20 protein-coding genes are annotated in these 25,779 nt (G+C 64.4%); 6 read left to right on the top strand and 14 right to left on the bottom strand.

Translation table 11 applies throughout. The features are described from left to right. Positions 1 to 39 precede the first annotated feature (39 nt). Positions 40 to 3,738: a Dyp-type peroxidase domain-containing protein gene (locus NR187_RS13370; protein ID WP_256806678.1), complete on the bottom strand. Its 3,699-nt coding sequence runs from the start codon at positions 3,736 to 3,738 to the stop codon at positions 40 to 42. Between the two features lie 999 nt (positions 3,739 to 4,737). Here NR187_RS13370 and NR187_RS13365 point away from each other — a divergent pair. The 4 genes from NR187_RS13365 (at position 4,738) to NR187_RS13350 (ending at position 10,978) form a co-directional block, all read left to right on the top strand. Further along, positions 4,738 to 5,757, top strand: a complete 1,020-nt coding sequence (locus tag NR187_RS13365) for a TRAP transporter substrate-binding protein (RefSeq protein WP_211386473.1) — start codon at positions 4,738 to 4,740, stop codon at positions 5,755 to 5,757. 15 nt (positions 5,758 to 5,772) lie between these two features. After that, a complete protein-coding gene (locus NR187_RS13360) occupies positions 5,773 to 7,662 on the top strand; it encodes a TRAP transporter large permease subunit (protein WP_256806677.1) in 1,890 nt (629 codons plus the stop codon). Positions 7,663 to 7,685: 23 nt separating this feature from the next. Beyond that, positions 7,686 to 9,335 (top strand): acyl-CoA synthetase, encoded by a 1,650-nt coding sequence (locus tag NR187_RS13355; RefSeq protein ID WP_211386471.1) that lies wholly within the window; start codon positions 7,686 to 7,688, stop codon positions 9,333 to 9,335. 242 nt (positions 9,336 to 9,577) lie between these two features. Continuing rightward, the gene (locus tag NR187_RS13350; RefSeq protein ID WP_256806676.1) at positions 9,578 to 10,978 is read left to right on the top strand and encodes an autotransporter outer membrane beta-barrel domain-containing protein; all 1,401 of its coding nucleotides are present in this window, start codon (positions 9,578 to 9,580) and stop codon (positions 10,976 to 10,978) included. Between the two features lie 72 nt (positions 10,979 to 11,050). On the opposite strand, the gene NR187_RS13345 is transcribed toward NR187_RS13350, so the two are convergent. From NR187_RS13345 to NR187_RS13305, 9 genes are all read right to left on the bottom strand, one after another. Continuing rightward, positions 11,051 to 12,028: a TRAP transporter substrate-binding protein gene (locus NR187_RS13345; protein ID WP_211386469.1), complete on the bottom strand. Its 978-nt coding sequence runs from the start codon at positions 12,026 to 12,028 to the stop codon at positions 11,051 to 11,053. A 39-nt stretch (positions 12,029 to 12,067) separates the two neighbouring features. Then, on the bottom strand, positions 12,068 to 13,381 hold the full coding sequence (locus NR187_RS13340) for a TRAP transporter large permease (RefSeq protein WP_211386468.1): 1,314 nt from the start codon (positions 13,379 to 13,381) through the stop codon (positions 12,068 to 12,070). Between the two features lie 2 nt (positions 13,382 to 13,383). Further along, complete coding sequence (locus tag NR187_RS13335) at positions 13,384 to 13,977, bottom strand: TRAP transporter small permease (RefSeq protein WP_211386467.1); 594 nt, start codon at positions 13,975 to 13,977, stop codon at positions 13,384 to 13,386. Between the two features lie 166 nt (positions 13,978 to 14,143). Further along, the gene (locus NR187_RS13330) at positions 14,144 to 14,941 is read right to left on the bottom strand and encodes an MBL fold metallo-hydrolase (RefSeq protein WP_211386466.1); all 798 of its coding nucleotides are present in this window, start codon (positions 14,939 to 14,941) and stop codon (positions 14,144 to 14,146) included. Between the two features lie 13 nt (positions 14,942 to 14,954). Further along, positions 14,955 to 15,731, bottom strand: coding sequence for a TatD family hydrolase (locus NR187_RS13325; RefSeq protein ID WP_211386465.1), 777 nt, complete (start codon positions 15,729 to 15,731; stop codon positions 14,955 to 14,957). A 12-nt stretch (positions 15,732 to 15,743) separates the two neighbouring features. Next, positions 15,744 to 17,672 (bottom strand): methionine--tRNA ligase, encoded by a 1,929-nt coding sequence (metG, locus tag NR187_RS13320; protein WP_256806675.1) that lies wholly within the window; start codon positions 17,670 to 17,672, stop codon positions 15,744 to 15,746. Between the two features lie 109 nt (positions 17,673 to 17,781). Continuing rightward, positions 17,782 to 18,828 (bottom strand): DNA polymerase III subunit delta', encoded by a 1,047-nt coding sequence (locus NR187_RS13315; protein ID WP_211386463.1) that lies wholly within the window; start codon positions 18,826 to 18,828, stop codon positions 17,782 to 17,784. After that, positions 18,825 to 19,511, bottom strand: a complete 687-nt coding sequence (tmk, locus tag NR187_RS13310; RefSeq protein ID WP_211386462.1) for a dTMP kinase — start codon at positions 19,509 to 19,511, stop codon at positions 18,825 to 18,827. Before tmk ends, NR187_RS13315 begins: the two co-directional genes overlap by 4 nt. A 2-nt stretch (positions 19,512 to 19,513) precedes the next feature. Beyond that, positions 19,514 to 20,776 (bottom strand): D-alanyl-D-alanine carboxypeptidase family protein, encoded by a 1,263-nt coding sequence (locus NR187_RS13305; protein ID WP_256806674.1) that lies wholly within the window; start codon positions 20,774 to 20,776, stop codon positions 19,514 to 19,516. Between the two features lie 152 nt (positions 20,777 to 20,928). Here NR187_RS13305 and NR187_RS13300 point away from each other — a divergent pair, with 152 nt between their 5' ends. Further along, positions 20,929 to 21,885 carry an alpha/beta fold hydrolase gene (locus NR187_RS13300; protein WP_256806673.1) on the top strand — a complete coding sequence of 319 codons (957 nt, stop codon included), beginning with the start codon at positions 20,929 to 20,931 and terminating at the stop codon, positions 21,883 to 21,885. Here NR187_RS13300 and NR187_RS13295 read toward each other — a convergent pair. From NR187_RS13295 to NR187_RS13280, 4 genes are all read right to left on the bottom strand, one after another. After that, a complete protein-coding gene (locus NR187_RS13295; protein WP_256806672.1) occupies positions 21,882 to 22,409 on the bottom strand; it encodes a GNAT family N-acetyltransferase in 528 nt (175 codons plus the stop codon). The two genes, NR187_RS13300 and NR187_RS13295, sit on opposite strands and share 4 nt — an antisense overlap. A 10-nt stretch (positions 22,410 to 22,419) precedes the next feature. Next, complete coding sequence (locus NR187_RS13290) at positions 22,420 to 22,962, bottom strand: phage tail protein (protein ID WP_256806671.1); 543 nt, start codon at positions 22,960 to 22,962, stop codon at positions 22,420 to 22,422. Between the two features lie 40 nt (positions 22,963 to 23,002). After that, on the bottom strand, positions 23,003 to 23,530 hold the full coding sequence (locus NR187_RS13285; protein WP_256806670.1) for a phage tail protein: 528 nt from the start codon (positions 23,528 to 23,530) through the stop codon (positions 23,003 to 23,005). A 114-nt stretch (positions 23,531 to 23,644) separates the two neighbouring features. Further along, positions 23,645 to 24,190: a phage tail protein gene (locus tag NR187_RS13280; protein ID WP_256806668.1), complete on the bottom strand. Its 546-nt coding sequence runs from the start codon at positions 24,188 to 24,190 to the stop codon at positions 23,645 to 23,647. A gap of 432 nt (positions 24,191 to 24,622) precedes the next feature. Between NR187_RS13280 and NR187_RS13275 the strand changes: the two genes are divergently transcribed. Further along, positions 24,623 to 25,779 (top strand): IPT/TIG domain-containing protein (locus tag NR187_RS13275; RefSeq protein ID WP_256806667.1); only part of this gene is annotated, 1,157 nt, incomplete at its 3' end.

The following is a 25,779-nucleotide window of genomic DNA, read 5'->3' as shown; positions in this document are numbered from 1 at the left end:
GCGATGAGATCAGGACGATTGTCATCGCGCTTTAGGTGTCTAGGGGGAGGGTGAGCCCGGCTGCGCGGGGACCCGTCCGTCCATCGTCAAGCTCAGTGGCATGGGGCCGGTACGCAAGGGCAGGGTCGTCTCCACCAGTGCGCTGAAGAATCCCAGCATCACGGCCAGCGCCGGGTCTGCTCCGGGACACGAATGCGTGGGATGGCCCGCGACCCTGCGGTTGCCACCGAAGGCGTGATAGATGTCCTGACGGCCTGCGGCGAGGCTTTGCTGGGTGGCGGAGATGGCGCCCGCGACGATGATGTCTCCCGGTCTGATCTCGACATCTCCGATGGTGTGCGAAACGATGGCCGTCCGCCAGATCAGTTCGGGCACCGCACGCAATTGCATAGCCGGGATGAAGTCGTCTCTCAGCCGGTTGAGGGCATCGGTGTAGTCCTTTGCCACTGTGCCGGCATAGCGAGCGCGCAACGCCCACAGGGTTCCTTCGCGCAGCCATTCGTTCAATATCCTGCGCAGGTTTCCGTCGACGGTCGGAATGAAGCCCATCATGGCGCCGGCGATCGTGCGCGCCACGAACGGGATGTCGCCGGTGCCCCGCGGCGAGTTGTAAACGGCCTTCGTCACGGGTCCGTTTGTCGGCCCGGACTGCGTCAGGAAACCTTCCATGGCGCGGCGTGCAGCATCGCCATGTGCCGCGCCGACCTCTTCCACCTTCTTGTTTGGATGGGGCTGGAAGATGTAGCGCGAGGGCGACAGGAAATGGCCGGGATAGCCAGGCGGCTCGCCTTGCTTCCAATCCCAGCGATAGCCGGCGCGGCGGAAATGGCCGCCGGCCTCGCTCAACCCGAACCACTCTTCGCAGAAGGCGCCGAGCAGCGGATCCACCAATTCGTGCACGTCGACGGTCAGTTCCCAGCTGGCTTCGCCGTCGGCGGCGGCATAACCAATGGTCTCCTTGACCATGAAGCCCAGCACCTTCTGTACGACCGCGCGCGCCAGCTCGAATGTGGCGAATTGGTCGAGGGCCATGATCGCAGCGTTGCAGACAGCAGATTCCTGCTCGTAGACTTGGTCTGGCTGTCTGGCGTCGCGGCCAAGATAGAGGATGCCGAACGACCGCGTCATGCGGGGCAGGTAGCCGGTGATGGTCAGCTTGGTGTCGGAATCGGCGAAGACCTGGTAGACCAGGTCGCGGTCGGCCACCAGGACTCCGAAGGGAGTGCGAAGCGCGCCGCCGTGACGCTCGCGGATCGCAGCCCAGATCGACGCGTTGACGAAATGCGAGGCTGAATCCGGATCTTCGAGCGCCGTCTTCCACGCGTCCATCGCCGCGGCTTCGCCCTGCCGCCTCTCGATCAGGCGCAGACGCGCGATCTCTTTTTCGCCCTCATCCGCGCTCCACGTCACCGCCGGCTTGCGCCCCTGGCTCGCCGCCCATTGCTGCAGGTCGGCAAGCGCCTTTTTCGATGGCGCAAAAAAATACGCGCCCCATTCCAGACGGACGAACGGACGGGGTTCGTCGTGGAGCCGGTCCGAGCCGTCCAGCGCGACGCGAACGGTCTGACCGCCATGCTCGAAACGGAAATGTCGAAGCCGGCCGGGTTCGGCGAGGCCGAGGAAAGGATCGCTCTCGCCGGAGAACGAGCCCGAGCTGTTGCCGCCGGCGAGCCAGCTCTGCACCACCTCGAACTGCTCGCCGAGGCTGGCATTGTAGGCCATGAAAACCAGGCCGCGCTCGGGTGGCGGGGCGGATTTGGCGGCTTGCGGGTCGACGGGCGGACCATAGGACATGCCGCGCCTGACGATCCGAGGGGGCCGGGCGCCGGCATCCGCCTTGGTGATCGGAACGCGCGGATTGGCGCGCCGTATGTGCGCGTGAAACGGGCACAGCTGGGCCTGCGCATCGGCCTCGTAGTTGAAGTCGTTGCAGTCCTTGTCGGGGGGCGGAGTAGGGGTCAGCGGCTGGCCAGCCTGGGGATGGCCCGTCGGCCAGCGTCCCATCATCTTGGCCATCAGCGTTTCGCGCGTCAGTACAGGTGTATCAGCCGCAACCGTCTCGGTCGCCTGTCGCGTGGCCCGGGACAGGACGTCCTCGAGCTGCTCGACATCCTGTCGCAGCTTACGCAGCGCCATGAAGCTGCCATCGCGGAGCATCGCATGGGCACGATTGGTCGCGTCGCCGAGCGGCGCCGTCGCGTCGGCAAGGGTCGGATAGCCGCACAGAATCTCGCCGAGATGCACCTGATTGGAATAGCCCTTGCCGGCCCGGCTCTTATCCAGCACCGGATTCGAGCTGCCGTCGGCGAAACCGAAATGGTCCTTCATGTTGGATCCATCGCGCTGCCGCTGCATCCACTGAATCGAGAGCGGCCTGACGCCCGAATCCACCTCGACCAGGCGGCTCATTTCAGCCATCAACGGTTTTCTCGCATCCGCCGCCGCTTGCGGGTCCTTGTTCGCGTCCTTGGTCAGCAGGCGAAGCTGAAGGACTGCATGCACGGAGCTCATGCTGATGCGCGGCGCCGGGTCGTTTTCGCTCAGGTCTGGCGCATCGATGCCGCGCGCCCAGTTGCTGGCCGGAAGGCGCCAGCGCTGGGGATGATTCCAGCGCACGTCGCCGAGCAGGCCGGCGCGTCTCTCCATGCCCTGCAAAAACTCTTCCGGCAGCGTGCGCACCTCTGCGTCGGTCAATCCGGCGTGACGCAGCCCCTCGACCGTGAATGCGATGTTGGTGACGATCTGGCCGGGGGCGAGCTCGTCAGCTTCGGACGTCACCCGCAGGACGTCGAGAAACGCCGCCAGTGCGGCCGGATTGGCGAACTGCAACAGCAGCAGGCAGCCGTGATCCGAAGCGGGGTAGGCGGAGAGAATCCCGCCCTGCACGTTGCTGGGATCCTGCAACGGCGGTTCGGGCGGCAGGGCGAGCGGCAGATTGCTCCGTATCGGCGCCACGTCGGGCGGGGTCAGCAACCAGTTCAGGGCCTCTTCATAGCGCCGGCGGGCGCGCTTGACGCCTTCCGCGTAGGGCGGGGCGTTGATCATGGTGACGAATTCCGGGAGCAGCTCGTGGGCGGCCCGATGCAGAACCACCCCGTCATGCGTCCCCGGCGGATAGAAGTCGGCCAGATGATAGAGCCCCGCCAGCGCCAGGATACCGTGGTGAAAAGCAGGCCGGCCGGCGGCTTCGATGGTGAGTGGTTTGCTGAAGCCGGAGTTGGTCGGATCGACGCCAGCCTTGCCGTCGACCGGGAATATCGAGCGTCGCGCGATGTCTTCCGGCGACGGAATCCTGGTCCGCGTGACGATCTGATCGGCACCGGCGCCCGAAGCTCGCCGATAGACCCGCTCCTCCATCCGCAGGAAGCGCGTGTCATCGACGGTCAGGTCGGGGGTGGCATAGAGGAAATACGCTTCGGTCTGCCTGCTCTTGAGCCAGATGCCCCAGTTTTCGTAGGTGTTTTCGTAGCCCAGCACATAGCCGTCGGTATTGCAGAAGATGAGGTCGAGCAGCCGCGCGGCCTTTTGCCAGATGACGCGCACATAGGCTTCCCAGGAGCCGTCGAATGTCGCGGTCAGCAGCACGTAGTCCACGGCGTCCTCGGCGTCGTCCTCGGGTTCGAGCACGGCGATGCCCACGGAGTGGATACGTCCCACGCGGTCCACGGAGTCTGACAGGACGCGGGCGAGCTCGTATTCATACGCGATGGCGCGCCCGCCATTCAGCGCCCGCAACACGTATTTGACGCGCGTCTTGTATGTGGTCGCATCGAGGGAAGGCACGAACCCCTTCTTGATCGGAGCCATCACCCTGAAATCGGAAGTGCCGGCCATGCTGCCGGTCTTGATGGTCAAATCGCGACGCATCGATTTATCTCCCTGGTGCAGGCGCCCGACCCCTCGTCGCGCCTTGCTAAAACACAACCGTAACGTGTCGTTTTCCGCAAATATGTAATCTGCCCCACAATGTTGCGGGTGGGGTCATGGACTTTTACCGACGGCTGTCGGACGGACGGTCCTTGCAGCCGCGTATCGAGCCGATACAGCCATTCAACTCTGGGGTTCCCGCGGCCTTGCTTCTATGAACTGGCCCACAATCCCGAACTTTCCTTCGCGGTCCGCAGACCCGGAAAGCGTCCTGAAACCCATTGCGCAGATATGGCTGAGGGCCGGGGGACCGGCGCCGGCGATCCCACGTTCGATCGCGCTCGAGGTTGGCTTTCGGGACCCACGATCTCGCGCGGTCGTGCGGGTGCATGAAGCTTGTTCACGAGGCGAACCGTCCGACATCGGTGCAGTCGCGACCAGGCGGCTCTCTGACGGTCCTCTGGCGTATCAGGCTACTCAGGATCCGGGCGCACCAACTCAAATCAGGGCGGTGGGGCGAACCGCATCCAGGCATCCCGAGCCATATCGCCGATTCGCATAAGGTATATTATGGAATATATTTATATAGAATTGGATCAATAGCTTAGGCAAAACTCCTACTGCCGCGCCTTCGCTTTGGCGCCGTTTCCACGCCGTGCCTCGACCACTGTGCCAGGGCTTGACGGCTACTGTGCATGGGGTTGTTTTTCACATTTTGCATCCGGCCCATCTCGCCGAAAGCCGATATTGCCGCGACGATGTCCGGCTGCAATAAGCGAGGCTTCGCGAGATCGCAGATGACCTCATGGCCTTCCGTCCTTATAGGTTTGCGTCTCAGAACAACAACAAACCTTCCGAGGAAGCAGACCCATGAGCTTTTCCCGACGCACGCTTCTCAAGGCCTCCGCCGCGACCGCGGTCCTGGGCGGCCTCAGCGCGCCCCATGTGGCCCGCGCCCAGAGCGCCGAGTTCACCTACAAATACGCCAACAACCTGCCGGACACCCATCCGCTGAACGTGCGCGCCAAGGAGATGGCCGCGGCGATCAAGGCCGAGACAGGCGGCAAGTTCGACCTCCAGATCTTCCCGAACAACCAGCTCGGGTCGGACACCGACATGCTGAGCCAGATCCGCTCCGGCGGCGTCGAGTTCTTCACGCTGTCGGGCCTGATCCTGTCGACCCTGGTGCCGGCGGCGTCCATCAACGGCATCGGCTTCGCGTTCCCGGACTACGGCACGGTCTGGAAGGCCATGGACGGCGATCTCGGCGCCTTCGTCCGCGGCGAGATCAAGAAGGCCGGGCTCGAGGTCATGGACAAGATCTGGGACAACGGTTTCCGCCAGACCACGTCGTCGAGCAAGCCGATCAACGGGCCTGAGGATTTCAAGGGCTTCAAGATCCGCGTGCCGGTGTCGCCGCTGTGGACCTCGATGTTCAAGGCATTCGATGCGGCGCCCGCCTCGATCAATTTCGCCGAGGTCTATTCCGCGCTCCAGACCAGGATCGTCGAGGGCCAGGAGAACCCGCTGGCGATCATCTCGACCGCCAAGCTTTACGAGGTGCAGAAGTACTGTTCGCTGACCAACCACATGTGGGACGGCTTCTGGTTCCTCGCCAACCGCAAGGCCTGGAGCAGCCTTCCTGAGGACGTCCGCACGATCGTCGCCAAGAACATCAATGCGGCCGCCATCAAGGAGCGTGAGGATACCGCCAAGCTCAATGCCAATCTCCAGCAGGAGCTCGCGACCAAGGGCCTGACCTTCAACCAGCCCACCGTGGCGCCGTTCCGCGACAAGCTGCGCACGGCCGGCTTCTATTCCGAGTGGAAGGGCAAGTATGGCGACCAGGCCTGGGACTTGCTGGAAAAGGCCGTCGGCAAGCTGTCGTAACACGTTGGGGCCGACATGGCTCATATCGAGGTCGAGGTGACCGGAGTGGCGGGCGAGGCGGCGGTTCAGTCCCCTCGCCGACCTTCGCTGCTGGCCTCGCTGGAGCGCGCACTCGGCCTGCTCGTCGAAATCCCGGCGGCGACCCTGGTCGTCGCCGAGATCGCGATCCTGTTCGCCGGCGTGGTCGCACGCTACGGTGTGCACCGGCCGCTGATCTGGTCGGACGAACTCGCCTCGATCCTGTTCCTGTGGCTCGCCATGCTGGGCGCGGCGGTCGCGTTCCGCCGCTCCGAGCACATGCGCATGACCGCGGTCGTCGCCAGCGCAAAGCCCGCGATGCGGGCCTGGCTCGATCTGGTCGCGACCTGCGCGGCGCTGGCCTTCCTGGCCCTGATCGTCTGGCCGTCCTACGACTACGCCTACGAAGAGAGCTTCATCACCACGCCGGCGCTCCAGATCTCCAACATGTGGCGCGCCGCGGCGCTGCCGGCCGGCATCTGCCTGATGGCGGCGTTTGCGCTGTTGCGGCTGCTGCGCGCGGCCGATTACCGCATGGTGCTGACGGCGGTGATCTGCGTTGCCGTCGTCGTCGGCCTGTTCTGGCTGGCGCAGCCTTATCTGCGGCCCCTCGGCAACCTCAACCTCGTCATCTTCTTCGTCGGCGTTGCCGGCTTCTGCGTCTTTGCCGGCGTTCCCATCGCCTTCGGCTTCGGCCTCGCGATCTTCGGCTATCTGGCGCTGACGACACGCACGCCGGTCATGGTGCTGGTCGGGCGGATGGACGAGGGCATGAGCCACCTCATCCTGCTCTCGGTGCCGCTGTTCGTGTTCCTGGGGCTGCTGATCGAAATGACCGGCATGGCGCGGGCCATGGTGGCGTTCCTGGCGAGCCTGCTCGGCCATGTCCGCGGCGGCCTGCACTACGTCCTCGTCGGCGCGATGTACCTCGTCTCCGGCATCTCCGGCGCCAAGGCTGCCGACATGGCGGCGGTCGCGCCCGTGCTGTTCCCCGAGATGAAGCAGCGCGGTGCCAAGCCCGGTGATCTCGTCGCGCTTCTTGCTGCGACCGGCGCCCAGACCGAGACCATTCCGCCGAGCCTGGTGCTGATCACGATCGGTTCCGTCACCGGCGTCTCGATCGCCGCGCTGTTCACCGGCGGCTTGCTGCCCGGCGTCGTGCTCGCGATCACGCTGTGCATGCTGGTGTGGTGGCGCTACCGCCACGAGGACATGAGCCATGTCCAACGCGCCAGCCCCAGCGAGGTCGGCAAGACCTTCATCATCGCCCTGCCCGCGCTCGCCCTGCCTTTCGTGATCCGCTACGCCGTCGTCGAGGGCATCGCCACCGCGACCGAAGTCTCCACCATAGGCATTGTCTATGGAGCCCTGGTCGGCCTCCTCGTCTACCGCCGCTTCGACTGGCGCCGGCTGTTTCCGATGCTGGTCGAAACCGCCGCCCTGTCGGGCGCGATCCTCCTGATCATCGGCACTGCGACCGGCATGGCCTGGGGCCTGACGCAATCCGGCTTCTCGCGGTCGCTGGCGTCCGCCATGACCGGGTTGCCCGGCGGAGCGGCGACCTTCATCGCCGTGTCGATCCTAGCCTTCACCATCCTCGGCAGCGTGCTGGAGGGCATTCCGGCGATCGTGCTGTTCGGGCCTCTGCTGTTTCCGATCGCCCGTGCCGTCGGCGTGCACGAGGTGCACTATGCGATGGTGATCATTTTGGCGATGGGTATCGGGCTATTCGCCCCGCCGTTCGGCGTCGGCTATTATGCCGCCTGCGCCATCGGACGCGTCGATCCGGCTGAAGGCATCAGGCCGATCTGGGGCTACCTGCTGGCGCTGCTGATGGGATTGATCGTCGTCGCCGTCTTTCCGTGGATCTCGATCGGATTCCTGTAGGCCGGCGCGTAAGGGAGGTGTCGATGAGCGAGCGGCAGAACCAGTACAATATCGGCCTCGACAAGACGCCCGCCAATTACGTGCCGCTCAGCCCGCTGAGCTTCCTCGCGCGCAGCGCCGCCGTCTATCCCGATCATGTCAGCACCGTCTATGAAGGCCGCAGCTTCACCTGGGCGCAGACCTACGAGCGCTGCAGGCGCTTTGCGTCCTGGCTCGCCGGCAGGGGCATCGGCGTCGGCGACACCGTCGCGGCGATGCTGCCGAACATTCCGGCGATGAACGAAGCGCATTTCGCCGTGCCCATGACGGGCGCCGTGCTCAACGCACTCAACATCCGCCTCGATGCGCCCTCGATCGCGTTCCAGCTGGATCATGGCGGGGCGAAAATCATCCTGGTCGATCCGGAATTTTCGGGCGTCATCACCGACGCGCTGGCGCGGATGAGCGGGCCAAAGCCGTTCGTGGTCGACGTCGACGACGCTGCCTTCAAGGGTGGCAGGCGCATCGGCGAGATCGAGTACGAGGCCGCCGTCGCGCAAGGCGATCCGGACTTCGCTGCGATCCCGCCGCGCGACGAATGGGACGCCATCGCGCTGAGCTACACCTCGGGCACGACGGGCAATCCCAAGGGCGTCGTCACCCATCATCGCGGCGCGTATCTGAACGCCGTCAGCAATATCCTTGCAGGCCAACTCGGCCAGCATCCGGTCTATCTCTGGACGCTGCCGATGTTCCACTGCAACGGCTGGTGCTTCCCCTGGACGATCGCGGCCGCCGCCGGCATCAATGTCTGCCTGCGCAAGGTCGAGCCGACCCGGATATTCGAGCTGATCAAGCAGCACGGCGTTACCCACATGTGCGGCGCGCCGATCGTCTACAACACGCTGATCAACGCGCCCGACGCGCCGAAGGGCAACGCCGCGCGCCGCGTCGTTGGCCTGATCGCCGGCGCCGCCCCTCCCGTCGCGGTGCTCGAAGGCGCCGAAAACATCGGCATCAAGCTGACGCACGTCTACGGCCTGACCGAGGTCTACGGCCCCGCCTCCGTCTGCGCCGAGCAGCCCGGCTGGGATGACCTGCCCGCCGCCGAGCGCGCCAGCATGAAGCGCCGGCAGGGCGTGCCCTACCCGCTCGAGGAAGGTGTCACCGTCATCGATCCGCAGACGATGAAACAAGTGCCGCGCGACGGCGAGACCATCGGCGAGGTCATGTTCCGCGGCAACATCGTGATGAAGGGCTATCTCAAGAACGAGAAGGCGACGAAGGAGGCCTTCGAGGGCGGCTGGTTTCACACCGGCGATCTCGGCGTGCTCGACGCGCACGGCTACATCATCATCAAGGATCGCTCCAAGGACATCATCATCTCCGGCGGCGAGAACATTTCCTCCGTCGAGGTCGAGGACATCCTCTACAAGCACCCGGCCGTGCTGTTCGCCGCCGTGGTCGCAAAGCCCGATCCGAAATGGGGCGAGGTGCCTTGTGCCTTCGTCGAACTGAAGGACGGTGCGAGTGCGAGCGAGGCCGACATCATCGCCTTCTGCCGCTCGCATATGAGCGGCTTCAAGACGCCGAAGGCCGTCGTGTTCGGGCCCATCCCGAAGACGTCCACGGGCAAGATCCAGAAATTCCTGCTGCGCAACGAAGTGGGATCGATGAAGGCAATCTCGACCTGAGCTTGTCTCTTTGGAAACATATGGAAACACAAATCGCATTTGCGCGCCGATCATGCGTCGCTCCGAAACCGAACGCGTAGGTTTGACGACGTCGGGACACGACAGGAAAAGTTTGGAAATCGTTAGAGACGCATTTACGATTCCGCCTCACCGGATTCGCTGATTCCAAATGATTCGTCGCGCGGGCTGCGCGGCCGACGGCGACCGGCGCGGTTGGGGCGCTTCATGCTGCGGTTGGTGTCGTGAGCACAGACGTGCGTGCGCGTCTGCTGCTATTCCTGACGGGACTGCTGCTGCCCAATGCAGCGGCCGCGCAGGCCACGCGCGAGTACGGCGCATTCGCCGCCTTGCCAGGATTTGCGGTCCAGGGGGTCTGGGTTCAAGGGTTCGGGGCTCAAGGGTTTGGAGCCGGCGGCCCAAGCGCCTCGGGCTATGGCTCCAATAATTTCGCGGGCGCTGGGTTTGGCGGCCCGCAGCCGTCGAGTTTCGCGGGCGCATGGTTCGGCAATGGCGGCGGTGGAGGCGGCATGCAGCCTGCCGAGCCACCGGGCGTCGCTGGCAGGGCACGCTTCGGCATGCGGCAAGCCTATGGCGGCGGCTCAGAGGGTGCCTCGCAGAGCGAGGCCGCGCAGGCGACTTTCCTGGCGATGACGCAGTTCACGCAGACCCTGCTCGATCCCGCCATTGACGGGCGCGGCGTCGGCCCCGCCGGGCTCGACGCAGAGCTCGCAGCCTACGCCGATCCCGGAGCTGACCGGACGCATGGCGGCATCGGACGCGAAGTCTATGGAATGATCTACGGTAAACCTTCGCTCGCAGCCCCGCACTGGAGCGTCTGGGCTGCCGGCTTCGGCGGCTCGCAGGTGTCGACCGGTGGCAGCGGCGCGGCCAGCCGGAGTTTTGGGACCGTGGCCGGCGCGGATTATTCGCTCTCGCCGCAAACCCGGATAGGCTTTGCGCTTGCCGGCGGCGGCACCGGCTTCGCCAACAATTTTACAAGTGGCCGCTCCGACCTGTTCCAGGCCGGCGGCTTCGTCAGACATTCGGTTGGCCCGGCCTATGTCGCGAGCGCGCTGGGGTATGGCTGGCAGGCCATCACCGGCGATTATCAGGTGACGCCGGCCGGCACGGGTTCACTCAACGCCGCCGTCAACGCCTACGCCTATTCCGGCCGCCTCGAGAGCGGCTATCGCCTTGCCGTGCCCTGGGTCGGCATCACGCCCTATGCGGCGGCGCAAATCACCGCCTTCCGCCTGCCCGCCGATGCAACACAACCACCCTCCGCGGCCAATGCGTTCCCGGCAGCATCCGGCAATGACAGTTTCACCGATACCCGCACCGAACTCGGACTGCGCACGAGCGCATCCTTTGCGCTGTTCAGCAGCGTGATGAGCCTGCGCGGACGTCTTGCCTGGGCGCATGATTTCAGCGCGGGACAAGCAATGCCGGCGGCATTCCAGCCCCTGCCCGCTCAGAGATTTGTCACAGGCGGCACGGCATTGGCGCGGAACGCGGCGCTCACGGGCGTCGCAATCGAGCTGCGTGACCTCAACGGCTGGTCCGCCACCGCCAACTTCGACAGCGAGGTGTCGAGCGTGATGCGCTCCTATACCGGCAAGGCCATGCTGCGCTACGCGTGGTGACCCGCCTCGTGATCGAGGAGAAGTCTTCCGCCCACACGCCGGAGGACGGCGAGCGGAAGGCCTCTCGCTCCCTCACATCTTTTTGTAGGCGTCGACCAGCGCCTGACCATCGGCCCCTGCCTTCTTGAGCCAGTCGGTGGTGAGTTGCTCGCCGATCTTCTGGAAGCCGGCCTTGAGGGCCGGGGTCGGCGGCTCGACCGTCATGCCCTTCGCCTTGAGCTGATCGATGTACCAATTGGCCTTCTCTTCCCAGGCCTTCCAGCCGCGGGTTTCCGCCGTGGCGGCGGCCTTGAGGATCGCCTCCTGGGTCGGCTTGTCGAGCGCCTCGAACGCAGCCTTGTTGACGAAAGTGTAGTCCTTCGGAATCCAGGCCTGCACGTCATAGAAATATTTCAGCGACTCCCAAGCCTTCGAATCGTAACCCGTGCCGCCTGACGACATGAAGGAATTCACCACGCCGGTCGCAAGCGCCTGCGGCAGCTCGGCAGCCTGGATCGTCACCGACTGGGCGCCGACCAATTCGCCGATGCGTGCGGTCCCAACGTTGTAGGCGCGCCACTTCAAGCCCTTCATGTCCTCGATCGTCGCGAGCGGCTTGTTGACATAGACGCCCTGCGGCGCCCACGGCACCACGAATAGGAGCTTGAGCCCCTGCGCCTCCAGCTTCTTCGTGATCAACGGCTTCGACGCCTGGTACAGCTTCATGGCGTCCGGGAAGCTGGTCGCCAGAAACGGCACGACGTCGACCCCGAACACCGGATCCTCGTTCTCGTGGATCGACAGCAACACTTCGCCCATCTGGGCCTGCCCGGTGACCACCGCGCGTTTGATATCGGGTGCCTTGAACAGCGAAGCGCCGGGATGAACCGTGATCTGGAGCTTTCCGGATGTGGCCGCTTCGACGTCCTTGGCGAAGGCCACTAGATTCTCGGAGTGCGGATTGTCGGCCGGATATGCCGCCGGCAGATTCCATTTGGTCTGAGCCAACGCGGGTGTCGCAGCCAGCACGGCGCCGGCGATCAAGGATGCGCGGAATAAACGAGACATCATCGGGCTTCTCCTCACAGTCAATCTGAAAAACGGGGACGCTCAGTCTGGGAAAGCGAGCTTGGGCAAGAACATCACGATCTGCGGATATTCCGTGATGATGAACACGGCGGCGAGCAGCAGGACGAAGAAAGGGAACGCCGCCCGAGCGACGGTGAGCGTATCGCGGCCGCTCATGTTCTGGAGCACGAAAAGATTGAATCCGACCGGCGGCGTGATCTGCGCCATCTCGACGTGGATGATGAGATAGACGCCGAACCAGACCAGGTCGAGACCGGCCTGCTTGACCATCGGCAGGACGATCACGGCGGTCAGGACGATCATCGATATGCCGTCGATCAGGCATCCCAGGATGATGTACATGATGCTCAGATACAGCGCCAGCATGCCGGGCGTCAGCTGTTGGCCCTGGACCCAGGTGGCGAGCGCTGCCGGAATTCCGGTATAGGCCATTGCAGCCGTGGTGTAGGCCGCGCCTGCCAGGATCAGCATGATCATGCAGGTCAGGCGCGTCGCACTCATGATGCTCTCGAGGAAATTCTTGCGCGTGAGCGTGCGGCTCCACCACGCCAGCAGCAAGGCGCCGCTGACGCCCCAGGCGGCGCATTCGGTCGCGGTCGCAAAGCCGAGCACGAGCGAGAGGAAGACCGCAAGGATCAGCAACAGGCAGGGCGCAAGCCTGGCCGACTCGCGCAGCTTCTGTCGGAACGGCATCGGCGGATCACGCGGCGGAATCTTCTTGGGGTTCAGCAGCGACCAGATGATGATGTAGCCGGAATAGAGCACCATCACGAGTACCCCCGGCAGGAAGCCGCCGAGGAACACCTGAAGCACGGACACATTCGCCGTCACGGCGTAGACGACCATCGGGATCGACGGCGGGATCAGCAGGCCGAGCGTGCCGGAGCCTGCGAGCGATCCGAGGCTGAGGCTCTTGTCGTAGCCGCGCTTGTCGAGCTCGGGCAGCGCGATCTTGCCGATCGTCGCGCAGGTTGCCGCCGAGGAGCCCGACACCGCAGCAAAGATGCCGCAGCCGATCACGTTGACATGAGTGAGCCGCCCGGGCAGCCACTGAACCCAGGGTGACAGCCCCCGGAACATTTCCTCCGACAATTTGGTGCGGAAGAGGATTTCGCCCATCCAGATGAACAGCGGCAGCGCAGCCAGCGTCCAGGACGAACTCGCGCTCCAGGTGGTGGTCGCAAGCACCGAGCCGAGCGGTAGGCTCGTGGTCAGCGCCATCGCCACGAATCCGACGAGCCCGAGCGAAACCGCGATCCAGACGCCGCTTCCCAGCAGCAGGATCATGACGCCGAGCAGAATGAACGACAGTTCGATCATGCCGAGATTGGCCATGGTCAACCTCCGCCGCCCTGCGATATCCGCTCGATGAACTCGTCCGGGGTCTCGTCCGGAGAGCCCTTCTCGTAGCTCGGCCGGTTGCCGCTGACGACATTGACCATTTCATCGATCAACCCGATCGACAGGATCGCAAGACCGCCGGCAAAGCCGAGCTGGGGAATCCACAGCGGAAGCGCAACGACACCCTGCGCCACGTCGTTGAAGCGCCAGGAGTCGTAAGTCATCTGCACGGCGTGCCGGGTGAAATAGAGGATGAAGGCAGTGGCGATACCGAGCGCCACGCTCTCCGCCACCTGCTTGGTCCGCCCGTGCAGACGCTCCAGCAGCAGGCCGACGCGGATCATCTCGCCACGCTTGAAAGTGTGAGCGAGGCCGAGAAACGCCATCGCGGCCATGCACCAGGACGCGAAATCATCGCCGGCGGGAATGTTGATCGCGAATTGGCGCCCGACCGACATGATCATCATGATCGCGAAGATTGCAACCATGAAGGCGCCGGCGGCGTAGCCCGCACCGAGATAAAGGAGATCCAGGGCGCGTCGCACCGGTCCCCTCGTCGCTACATCGTCCCCTGCCAACGCAATCCCCATCTCGCACGAAGCGTTCAACGGCGCCGGCGATCGCGCAGGAGGCGCCACCCGTTCCGCTTGAATATCGCCCCTGCCTGGCGCCCTGTCTTTCAGACGTTAGATCAACATGATGGGCCGTGCGCAAGCAAGGAGTATGCCGGTCAATACAGGAATTTCTACTGCAGGTTCAGCGCGTTTCCAGCCGCAGCCCGTCATAGGCCGGCACCACCCCCGCGGGCAGCGACTGGCGGATCACCTCGTAGTCCACGTCGGCGGTCATGTTGGTGATGACCGCGCGCTTCGGCTTGAAGCGGTCGATCCAGGACAACGCGTCGTTGATGCTGAAATGGCTGACATGGCCGGTGTAGCGCAGCCCGTCGACGATCCAGAGGTCCAGATTTTCCAATGCGCCCCAGCTCTCGCGCGGGATGTCGTTGAGGTCGGGCGTGTAGGCGGCATCCCCGATGCGATAGCCAAGCGCGGGAATGTTGCCGTGCTGCACCAGGAAGGCCGTCATCGTCACCGCACCGCCCTTCCCCAGGATGGTCTGGTTTCCACCGGCCTCGATCGAATGCCGCGTCAGGATCGGCGGATAGTCGCTGCCCTCCGGCGAGATGAAGCAATAGGAAAACCGCGCCATGATGTCCTTGGCGGTCGACTGGTTGAAATAGGTCGGGATGCGCCGGCGCATGTGCATCACGACCGAGCGCAGATCGTCCATGCCGTGGGTCTGGTCGGCATGCTCGTGGGTCAGAAATACCGCGTCGATATGGTCGACGTCGGTCGAGAGCAATTGCTCGCGCAAGTCCGGCGAGGTGTCGATCACGATGCGCGTCGTGCCATGCTCGGAGGTCCGTTCGACCAGCAGCGAGCAGCGCCGTCGGCGGTTTTTTGGATTGCTCGGATCGCAGGCGCCCCAGCCGAGCGCAGGGCGCGGCACGCCGGCGGAGGAACCGCAGCCCAGGATCGTCAGCGTCAGCGTCATGCGGCTCCCAGTCCTAAGTTTTCACCCTGGAGAACAGGCGGAAGAAATTGTCGGTGGTCTGCCGTGAGATGTCCTCGAGCGACACGCCGCGGGCCTCAGCCAGAACTTTTGCCACCTCGACCACATAGGCCGGCTCGTTGCGTTTGCCCCGAAACTTGCCTGGTGCAAGATAGGGCGAGTCCGTTTCAACCAGAATACGGTCGGACGGCAATTCAGCCGCCAGTGCGCGCAGAGCTTCGGATTTCTTGAAGGTCAGGATGCCCGTGAAACCGATATACAGCCCGAGCGACACCGCCTTTAGCGCCAGCTCGCGCCCGCCGGTGTAACAATGCAGCACGGCGCGAAACGATCCCTTTGCGGCCTCCTCCTCCAGGATGCGGCCGCAATCCTCGTCCGCCTCGCGGGTGTGGATCACCAGCGGCAGGCCGGTGGCGCGAGCGGCGGCGATGTGAACGCGAAAGCCCCGCGCCTGCGCCTCCGGCGAGCCGTCGTCGTAGAAATAGTCAAGCCCGGCTTCGCCGAGCGCGACGACCTTGGGATGCTGCGTCAACGCAATCAGTTCGTCCGGCGAGATTCCGTCTTCCTCGTCCGCGTTGTGCGGATGGGTGCCGACCGAGCAGTAGACGTCATCGTAACGCTCGGCGATGGCGAGAAGCTGATCGAGCTTTCGCACCCGCGTCGAGATCGTGACCATCCGGCCGATTCCGGCCGCTCGCGCGCGCGATACGATCCCGTCGAGATCGTCCGCAAAGTCCGGAAAATCCAAATGGCAGTGACTGTCGACCAACATCAAACCAACGCCCTAGGCTGCCGGCTCGATGTAGCGCGGGAAGGCCGGCGTCGGCGCCGGCAGTGTCGAACCCGGCGCGATGCGCCTGGCACCGCCGAGCGTCGCGAAATTGCGCTCGCCGACGGGGACGCCGAGGCTGTCGAGCAGCAATCCCGAGGCGGTCGGCATCGCCGGCTGAGCCAGGATCGCGATCTGGCGCACGACCTCAGCGGTGACATAGAGCACCGTCCTCTGCCTGGCCGGATCGGTCTTGGCCAGCGCCCACGGCGCCTCGCCCGCGAAATAGCGGTTGGCCTCCGCGACCACGGCCCAGACGGCGTTGAGCCAATGATGGATCTGCTGCGTCGCCATCGCCTCGCGGCTTGCCGCGATCATGCCGTCGGCCATCGCCAGGATGGCCTTGTCGTTGTCGCTGAACTCGCCGGGCTCGGGCAGCACGCCGCCCAGTTGCTTGGCGACCATCGACAGCGAGCGCTGTGCGAGGTTGCCGAGATCATTGGCGAGATCGGCATTGATGCGCGCGACGATGGCTTCGTGGTTGTAGTTGCCGTCCTGGCCGAACGGCACCTCGCGCAGGAAGAAATAGCGCATCTGGTCGACGCCGTACTGGTCCGCAAGGTTGAAGGGATCGACGACGTTGCCGACCGACTTCGACATCTTCTCACCCCTGTTGAACAGGAAGCCGTGGGCATAGACCCGCTTCTGCACGGGGATGCCGGCCGACATCAGGAACGCGGGCCAGTGGACGGCATGGAAGCGAATGATGTCCTTGCCGATGATATGCACGTCCGCCGGCCAGTAGCGCCAATTGGCATCGGTCTCGTCGGGGAAGCCCAAGCCGGTGATGTAGTTGGTGAGTGCGTCAACCCAGACATACATCACGTGCTCTTCGTCGCCGGGCACCTTGACGCCCCAGTCGAACGTCGTGCGCGAGATCGAGAGATCGCGCAGGCCGCTTCTGACGAAACTCATGACTTCGTTGCGGCGCGCGTCCGGGCCGATGAACTCCGGGTGCTCCTCGTAGAGCTTCAGGAGCTTGTCCTGGTAGGCCGACAGACGGAAGAAATAGCTCTTCTCCTCGACCCATTCGACTGGTGTGCCCTGCGGGCCAAGGCGCACGCCATCGTCGTTCAGGCGCGTTTCGTCCTCGGCATAGTATGCCTCGTCGCGCACCGAATACCAGCCGGAATAGGCGTCGAGATAGATGTCGCCATTGGCAGCCATGCGCCGCCAGATTTCCTGGCTCGAGCGGTGATGCTGCTCTTCGGTGGTACGGATGAAACGGTCGAACGACACGTTCAGCCGCTCATCCATCGCCTTGAAGCGGGCCGCGTTGCGGGCCGCTAGCGCGGACGGGGTCAGGCCCTCGTTCTGCGCGGTCTGAATCATCTTCAAGCCGTGCTCGTCGGTCCCGGTCAGGAAGAACACGTCCTTGCCGTCGAGCCTTGCAAATCGGGCCAGCGTGTCGGTGGCGATCGCCTCGTAGGCGTGGCCGATATGCGGGTTGCCGTTGGGATAGGCGATCGCGGTCGTGATGTAGAAGACGTTGTCGCGCGCGGGAGCGATCACGGGCGCGGTGGCTTGCGGCACCGCGACGGGCTTCGGCGCGCGCGGCGCTTTTGGTTTCGATACCTTGGGCTTCACGGCCTTCGGCGGCGTGGCGACGGGAGCCGGCGTGGCGATCACGGCAGGCGCGATCACCCTCGCCTTCCTGGCCGCTTGCTTCGCCGCTTTCTTGGCGACGACCTGCTTCTTCGCAGCCTTCTTGCCGGCTTTCTTTGCCCTCTTCGCAGCGCTCTTCTTCACGCTCTTCTTGGCGACCTTCTTGGTCTTCTTGGACGCGCGCGCCGTCACGGCCTTTTTCGCGGCTTTCTTCACGGCTTTCTTGGCAGCCTTCTTGCTGCTTTTGCCTTTGGCGGTTTTCTTAGCTCGCGTGGCCACGACGAATTCCTTTACCGGCTTCTCGAAATCTGGAAACGAACCTGCGTTAGGTTATTGTTCTGAGCATGATCCTCTCGGAAAACCGCTGCACACTTTTCCGGATCATGCTCTAGCGCGTTGCGTCCGCCAGCCAGCCGAACACCGAGAAAACCAAGGGCTTTCGCTCCAGATTGTAGGTTTCGGTGTCGCGCGCGGCGCGGACGATCTTTTCCCATACCTCAGCTAGGCGCGCAAGGCGCGGCAGGTTCTGGTTCGCATTGGCCTCGTCCGCATGCAGGCGTTCGGCGATCCAGCGGTCGATGCCGTCGATGAAGGCGGCGAGCGCGACGCGGTCGCTGGTGCCAAGCGAATCGCCGAGCGTGTGCAATTCGCGCGGATCGACCTGCGGCAGCCGCGCCAGCAGAGCCGCCGTGCGCTGCTGGAGCTTCAGGGCATCGCCGCCGAGCAACGTCAGCGTCCGCGCGACGCTGCCCTCGGAGGCCTCCGCCGCCTCGCGCAGCGCGGGATCGTTCGGATCGAGTTCGGCGGCTGCGGCGGCTGCAGCAATCACGTCCTCGGTTGCGAGCGCGCGCAGGCGCAGCTTGCGGCAACGCGACTGGATCGTTGCGAGCACGCGTGCAGGCGCATGGCTCACCAAAAGGAACAGCGATTGCTGCGGCGGTTCCTCGAGAATCTTCAGCAGCGCGTTGGCGGCATTCGGATTGAGCTCGTCGACGGTGTCGACGATGCAGACGCGCCATCCTTCGGCGGCGGCCGTCGAGCCGAAGAAGCCGATCGTCTCGCGGGTCTCGTCCACGGTGATCACGGTGCGCATCACGCCGCGGTCGTTGGCGGTGCGCTCCAGCGTCAGCAGGCCGCCATGCGAGCTCGCCGCAACCTGCCGCGCCGCGGCGTGACCAGGATCGATCGCGAGGTCCTCGGCGCGCTGCACCGAAGGCGCCAGCGGCTGGCCGTGAGCGAGCACGAAGCGCGCCATGCGGTAGGCCAGCGTCGCCTTGCCTATGCCTTGCGGGCCGCCGATCAGCCAGGCATGCGGGATGCGCCCGCTGCGATACGCCGCCAGCAGCGCAGTTTCGGCCTCGCGATGGCCGAACAGGCGGCTCGTCTCGCGCGGATGAGGAATGGCGGTTTCGCGCTCGGTCTGACGCGGGCTCATGCTGACACCACCGATGCCGGCGTCGGAAGCAGACGATCGCGCAGCGCCGCCCAGACACGTCCGGCGACCGTATCGGGATCGGAATTTGCATCGATCAGCACGCAGCGCCCGGGATCGTCCGCCGCGATCTGGCGATAGGCCTCGCGCAGGCCCTGATGGAAGCCGAGCTTCTCGGCCTCGAACCTGTCTGGCGTGCCGCTGCCGCGGCGTGCAGCCGCGCGCTGCAAGCCGATCTCGACCGGCAGGTCGAGGATGATGGTGAGGTCCGGCTTGAGATCGCCGATCGTGACACGCTGCATCGCGTTGATTAGCCCGGCCGGCACGCGGCCGAGGCTGCCCTGATAGGCCCGCGTCGAGTCGGCGAAGCGGTCGCACAGCACCCAGGAACCCTGATTGAGCGCGGGCTGGATCACGGTGCGGACATGGTCGTCGCGGGCGGCCGCGAACAGCAGCGTCTCGGCCTCGGGTCCCAGCAGCTTGCCCATGCCCGACAGCACCAGATGGCGCATGATCTCGGCGCCCGGCGAGCCGCCCGGCTCGCGCGTGACGAGAATGCGCATCCTTGCCGCCTTCAGACGGTCGGCGAGCTTCTTGATCTGGGTCGACTTGCCCGTCCCCTCGCCGCCTTCAAAGGTGACGAAGCGCCCGCGTCCGGACGGCCACTTTACCGCGCTTTCACTCATGATCAGAGCTTCTCGGCGCCCGCGCGGAACATGCCGATGACGAGCTCGCTGGCGCCGTCGATTGCACGCCGCACGGTCGAGCCGGTGCCGATCGCCTCCGCGGCATAGACCGGTGTCTCCACCGCGATGTTGCCGCTGCGCCAGACCCTGACCACGCCGACCTGCTGGCCGGGCGCGACGGGCGCGCGCACCGGACCGCGATACACGACCCGCGCGATCAGCTTGTCGCTGCCGTTCTTGTGCACCATCACCTTCACCGGCGTCTTGGCGACCAGCTTCACCGAGCGGCTCTCGCCACCGAACACCTTGGCGTAGCCGACGGGCTGGTCGGCCGCGATCAGCGTGCGGGTCTCGAAATTGCGAAAGCCCCATTCCAGCATCTTCTTGGCTTCGGTGGCGCGGTCCTCGGGGTCTTCAAGCCCGTTGACGACGACGATCAGCCGCGTGCCGTTCTGCACCGCCGAGCCGACCATGCCGTAGCCGCCTTCCTTGGTGTAGCCGGTCTTCAGACCGTCGGCGCCTTCCATCGAATTGAGCAGCGGATTGCGGTTGGGCTGGCGGATCTTGTTCCAAGTGTACTCCTTCTCGCCAAAGAGCTTATAGAATTCGGGGAAGTCCAGAATGATGTGCCGGGCGAGGATGCCGAGCTCGCGCACCGTCATCTTGTTGCCGGGATCGGGCAAGCCATTGGAATTGCCGAAGGTCGACCTGGTCATGCCGAGCTCGCGGGCGCGCTTGGTCATGAAGTCGGCGGCGAAGATGCGCTCATTGCCGGCAATGCCTTCGGCCAGCGCGATGCAGGCGTCGTTGCCGCTCTGGATGATCGCACCGTGCAGGAGGTCGTCGACCGAAACCTTGCTGTTGATGGCGGCGAACATGGTCGAGCCGCCCGACGGCGCGCCGCCTTTGCGCCAGGCGTTCTCGCTGATCCGGTATTCGTCGGTCAGCTTCATGTTGCCCTGCTTGATGGCATTGAAGACGACCTCCGCCGTCATCAGCTTCATCATGCTGGAGGGCGCACGCAGTTCGTCGGCGTTCTTCTCGAACAGCACGCTGCCGCTGGAGGCCTCGATCAGGATCGCGGTCGGGGCATCGCCGTCGAAGCCGGAATCTTCGGCCTTCTTGGCTCCCTGGACGCTCTGGTTGGCGGCATAGAGGGCTCCGCCCCAGCCGACGCTCGCCACCAAGACCGCAGCGATCAGCCCGCGCGCCAGCGCTCCGGCGGTGAACCGGGTGCGAGGAAGCGAAGAAAGACGAAATGCCATGGCCAAGCCCTGAGAGCGGCGTTCTAACAGTTGGAACCGGTGCGAACAACACGAGGCTGGCCGCTTGTCCCGAGATTGCACGATTCTCGTCCGGCCCCTATCGTGGCACCTCATATTTGCTGACCAAACCCCTGAAACAAGGCGGAAAAGCGATGTCCTCCACCCGCGTGATCAAGGCCAACGGGATCGATCTGTTCATCCGCGAGGCCGGCCAGGGACCGCTGGTGGTGCTGTGCCATGGCTGGCCGGAATTGTCCTATTCCTGGCGCCACCAGATCCCGGCACTGGCGGCCGCCGGGTTTCACGTCGTCGCCCCTGACATGCGCGGCTACGGCCAGAGCGCGGCGCCGTCCGATGTGAGCGCCTATTCGATCTTCGACACGGTCGGTGACATCGTCGGCCTGGTGCAGGCGCTTGGCGAGAGCAAGGCCATGGTGGTCGGTCACGATTGGGGGGCGCCGGTGGCCTGGCACGCGGCGCTGTTCCGGCCCGACATCTTCACGGCGGTGGCGGGCCTCAGCGTGCCGCCGCCATTCCGCGGTCGCGGCAGGCCGCTCGACCTTCTGCGTCAGGGCGGCGTGACCAATTTCTACTGGCAGTATTTCCAGACGCCCGGCGTTGCCGAAGCCGAGTTCGAGCGCGACGTCGCCCGCACCATGCGCATCGTGGTCGGCGGCCGCGGTCTTGCCGATCCCTCCGCGGCCATGTTCGTTCAGGAAGGCAAGGGATTCCTCGGCCACGCGACGACAGAGGAACCGTTGCCGGACTGGCTCAGCGAGACCGACCTGGCCTATTTCACCGAGACCTTCCGCAACTCCGGCTTCCGCGGCGGGTTGAACTGGTATCGCAACCTCGATCGCAACTGGGAGCTGACGGCGCCCTGGCAGGACGCGCAGATCCGCCAGCCCTCGCTGTTCATCGCCGGCTCGAAAGACGCCGTCATCACCGGCCTGATCGGGGCCAAGCGCGTCAACGAACTCGAGCGCGTGCTGCCCAATCTGACGCGAAAGCTGATCATCGAGGGTGCGGGCCATTGGGTGCAGCAGGAGCGGCCCGACGAGGTCAACGCTGCGTTGCTAAAATTCCTGCGCGAGGCGGCCGCGCGCTAAGCCAGGTCCCTTCTCATAGCGATGTGCGCATTACCCGCCCGCCGCGTCTCTATGAAGCCGTGCCGCAGGTAAAACCGGCGCGCGGCCACATTGTTCGCAAGTACCGTGAGCGTCAGCGCTGCGATACCCTGCTGCCGCGCGCCGGCTGCGAGAGCGTCGATGATCTTCGTCCCGGCGCCGCGACCGCAATCAGCCGACAGCAGCGCGACGTCCACGATGTGCCAGCGCTCGCTTGCGCAATGGAGCAGCAGCCGGCCGATCGCGGTGCCGTTGCGTGTCACGATCAGCGATACCGCGCCCGGAAATTGCGCGGCATAGCCGGCCGCCTGGCTGCGGAATTGTTGCGCGATGATCTGGCTGACGATCTGGCCCGGCAATCCGGTCGCGGTGAATTGCCCCGTCCGCACCTCCTCGAAGAGACGCCGGATGAAAGGCTCGTCGAGCGCGCCTGCGGGCCGGAGCCGAAGAGCCGGATCGACCGGGACGATGTGTAGCGCCGCGCCGTCAATCATGCCGTCGCGCACTCGAGATGGTTCAGGAGAAGGACGGAAACATTCCCGCATAGGCGATACACCAGACGATCGCCTGGGTGGGCTGCGTGTTGTCGTGAGGAAGGTTCTGCCCGGTGAGCGTGACGGCGTTGGGCGCCAAGGTCAGGGTGCCGGGCGGCGCCGTGAAACCGTTGAAGCCAGGATCGATCGCCACCGTGCTCCCCGCCGCGCCGGGACCTGCCGTTGCGCCTTGCGCGCTCCTGTTGCCGAGTTGCAGGACGTGTGTGTGCCTCGCCATCTGGTCCGACGTCAGGTTGACCGTCGGACTGCCGACAATTTCGCCGATGACGCGGTTCTGCAATCCCGGACCTTGGCCCTGGCTGATCGCGACCGAGCCGTTGAGGTTCGGCAAGGCGAAATTGGTCGTACCATTTCCGCCGTAGTAGGTCCCGATGAGCGCAAATAGCGGACTGTAGGCCTGAACCGTCAGGAGCTGACCGCCGCACGGCAGCCACACATTGTTGAAGCCGCCGACCGCAAAGGGAAACGGAAAAGCTTGGATCTCTCCGATGAACGGATCTGACATGTCGTCTTTCCTCGAGACTGAATACGGATGCGCGCGCAGCCTAGCCGGACGAAGGGAAGATACCTGCGTAACAGATGCAGTAATTGGCAACGACGGTCGGCATCATGTTGTCGTGCCCGACGCTATTGCCCGCCGTCGTAACGCAGGCGGCCATCACGGAGTAAGTCCCCGCGTTCGCAGTCGCCGCGTAGAGTTCACCTGCTGACGCCGTGGCAAGATGGAGAGTCTGGGCGGGCGTCGCCGCCGTCCCCGTCGCGGTCGAGGACGTCAGCGCATGACTATGAGCCGGCATTTCGCCTTCGACCAACGTATGCTGCTCCTCACCACCAACCTGTCCCAGCACATAGTTTGGAAAGCCTTGCCCCTGTCCCTGTCCGATCGCAACGCGGCCGCGAAGATCTGGAAGGTTGAAGGTGCTTGCACCGTCGCCGCCATAGGTCGTGCCGAGGACGGCGTAGAGCGTATCGTACTGTGAGATCGGCAACGATTGTCCGGCGCAGGCCAACCAACCGTCGGGAATACGGGGAAAGCCGAACAGTCGTATCTCGCCGATAAACGGATCTGACATCGCCTGTGATCCTTTGCCTGTGCGCTCTACCGCTTCAATTCGAAGGGTGCATGCGTGGAAATTTGAAGCGTCGCCGTGCAGAATGTCGTTCGCGCAAGTCTCCTCGCGCAGCGGTCAGTTTCGCGACGGATATGTTCCCTGCATCGCAATCAGATAGCTGATCACGAGATAGGGCTGCAGGTTGTTGTGCCCCTGACCACTGCCCTCGTTCACCAGATTGGTGCCGATCGCCAAAGGCGTGTCGCCAGCGCCAGGCGCTGCGAAAATCATCGTCGGATTGTTCGCCGGCAGGGAGTTAGTCCCGAAGACATTGCCGGTGGGAGGGACGTTTCCGCGTCCTGCTCCGGCAGTCGCGGACACTTGAATGAAATGATTGTGGGTCGGGAGCTGCTGCGCATTCAGGGCGACCGAATTCGTTCCGCTGGTCATGCCGACCGGGTATGAACCACCGCCGCCACTCGAGCCAAGGATCGCGCGACCGCGCAGATCGGGAAGCGCAAACGTCGTCGTTCCGTTGCCACCATAATAGGTGCCGAGCAACGAGAACAGCGCAGCATTTGGCTGGATCGCCAGCAGCGCGCCGTTACACAGCGCCCAGCCTCTGGGAATCACTGCGCCTGCAAAAGGCATGATTTGGCCGAGAACTGGCTGGTACGGCATGACCCCTCCCCCCAAAAATCAGGCGATCCGTCGCATGATGATGCCAACCACGACGGCGATACTGAAATTAAAGAATGAATGTCTTACTGCTCACTCGCAGAGATTGTTAAACAACCTACGTTGACAGTCAAGCGTAAGCGCAACCATAAATTGGGACGCCAGGCGCCTCCGCGTCGATTGCCATCAAAGCACGCTCTTGTTGCCGCAATGCAACGGTTCGCGGGAAAGTAGTCTTCCAAGGGGCTTTCGGCAGCCAGCCCCTTGCCTAGTGTGACGCGCCCCGTCCAAATGCACGCAAGAATATAGACGAATAATTACACAATCTGGGATTTCAGGAGCGGACGCTCTCCCGAGAGCTGCCGCCAAGGGGGGCCGGTGAGTCACGCAATTGCGGTGGCCGTGCCAGACATAATCAGGGAATTGGCGGTCCGGGTGCGCGATTTCGGAGCTATGCCTCAGCGGATACTGCGCGCTCTTTGGCGCGCGGCGCAAAGCATCTGCATCGCGGCGGTCTTGATGCTCGGCGCGATGGCCGCGGCGAATGCTGCTTGCGATCAAACCACGAATTCAACATCCGGCGTAACGGTCAACTTCACGTCGGTCGGCCAGGTCTACCGCCTGTGTTTCACGGTCGGCACAGGCTCGGCCCCAGCCGACGACGCTGTCGTTTGGGGCCTTTATTCGGTCTTGGGCACGGATTCTTTCTACAATGCGCCGATCGCCAATTCGAGCGGCACCAATGCGGGCAACCAGCAGCTGACTGCCGCCGACTACAATCCAACGACGGCGAACGCGACTTACACATTTCATCCGACAAACCCGAACCAGAACGGTCAGAGCGCGAACGCCGGCCAGGCCGAAATCGACATTACGCTGAACAGCAAGACAGGTGGTGGGCAGGAAACGATCACGCTCTACTTCGCGCCGGGCTGCAGCGATTTCAACGGAGGCTGCGGCGTCAATTCGACGATCGCGAACACGCCGTTTGTGTTCACGATCAATCTCCCCAGCCCGACGATAACGGCGGTTTCACCGACGTCCGGGTCCCTGGCCGGCGGCAATTCGGTGGTTATCACGGGCACAAACTTTACCGGGACGACTGGCGCTGCAGGCGTCAAGTTCGGCGCCACCAATGCGACGAGCTACGTTGTCAATTCCAATACCCAGATCACCGCGGTAGCGCCGGCAGCGTCCGCCGGCACCGTCGACGTTACTGTCACAAACGGCTCGACATCGCCGACGTCGGCGGCTGACCAATACACCTATGTCGCCGCGCCAACAGTGACCTCGATCTCGCCGACCACCGGTCCAACCGGTGGCGGCACGACTGTGGTCATCACCGGCACCAATCTCAGCGGGACCACTGGCGCTGCCGGCGTGAAGTTCGGCGCCACCAACGCTGCGAGCTACACGGTCAACTCGAACACCCAGATCACGGCCACCTCGCCTGCTGGAACTGGCACTGTCGATGTCACCGTGACGACGCCAGGCGGAACGTCGGCAACCACAGCCGCCGACCAGTTCACCTATGTAGCCGCGCCCACCGTCACCTCGATTTCTCCGACGTCAGGTCCGGGCTCTGGCGGCAC

The organism is Bradyrhizobium sp. Bra64, assembly GCF_024519875.1.
Classification (GTDB): Bacteria; Pseudomonadota; Alphaproteobacteria; order Rhizobiales; family Xanthobacteraceae; genus Bradyrhizobium; species Bradyrhizobium japonicum_G.
The sequence above is the reverse complement of the archived record's forward strand: the minus strand, read 5'-3'. Positions and strand labels throughout refer to the sequence as shown.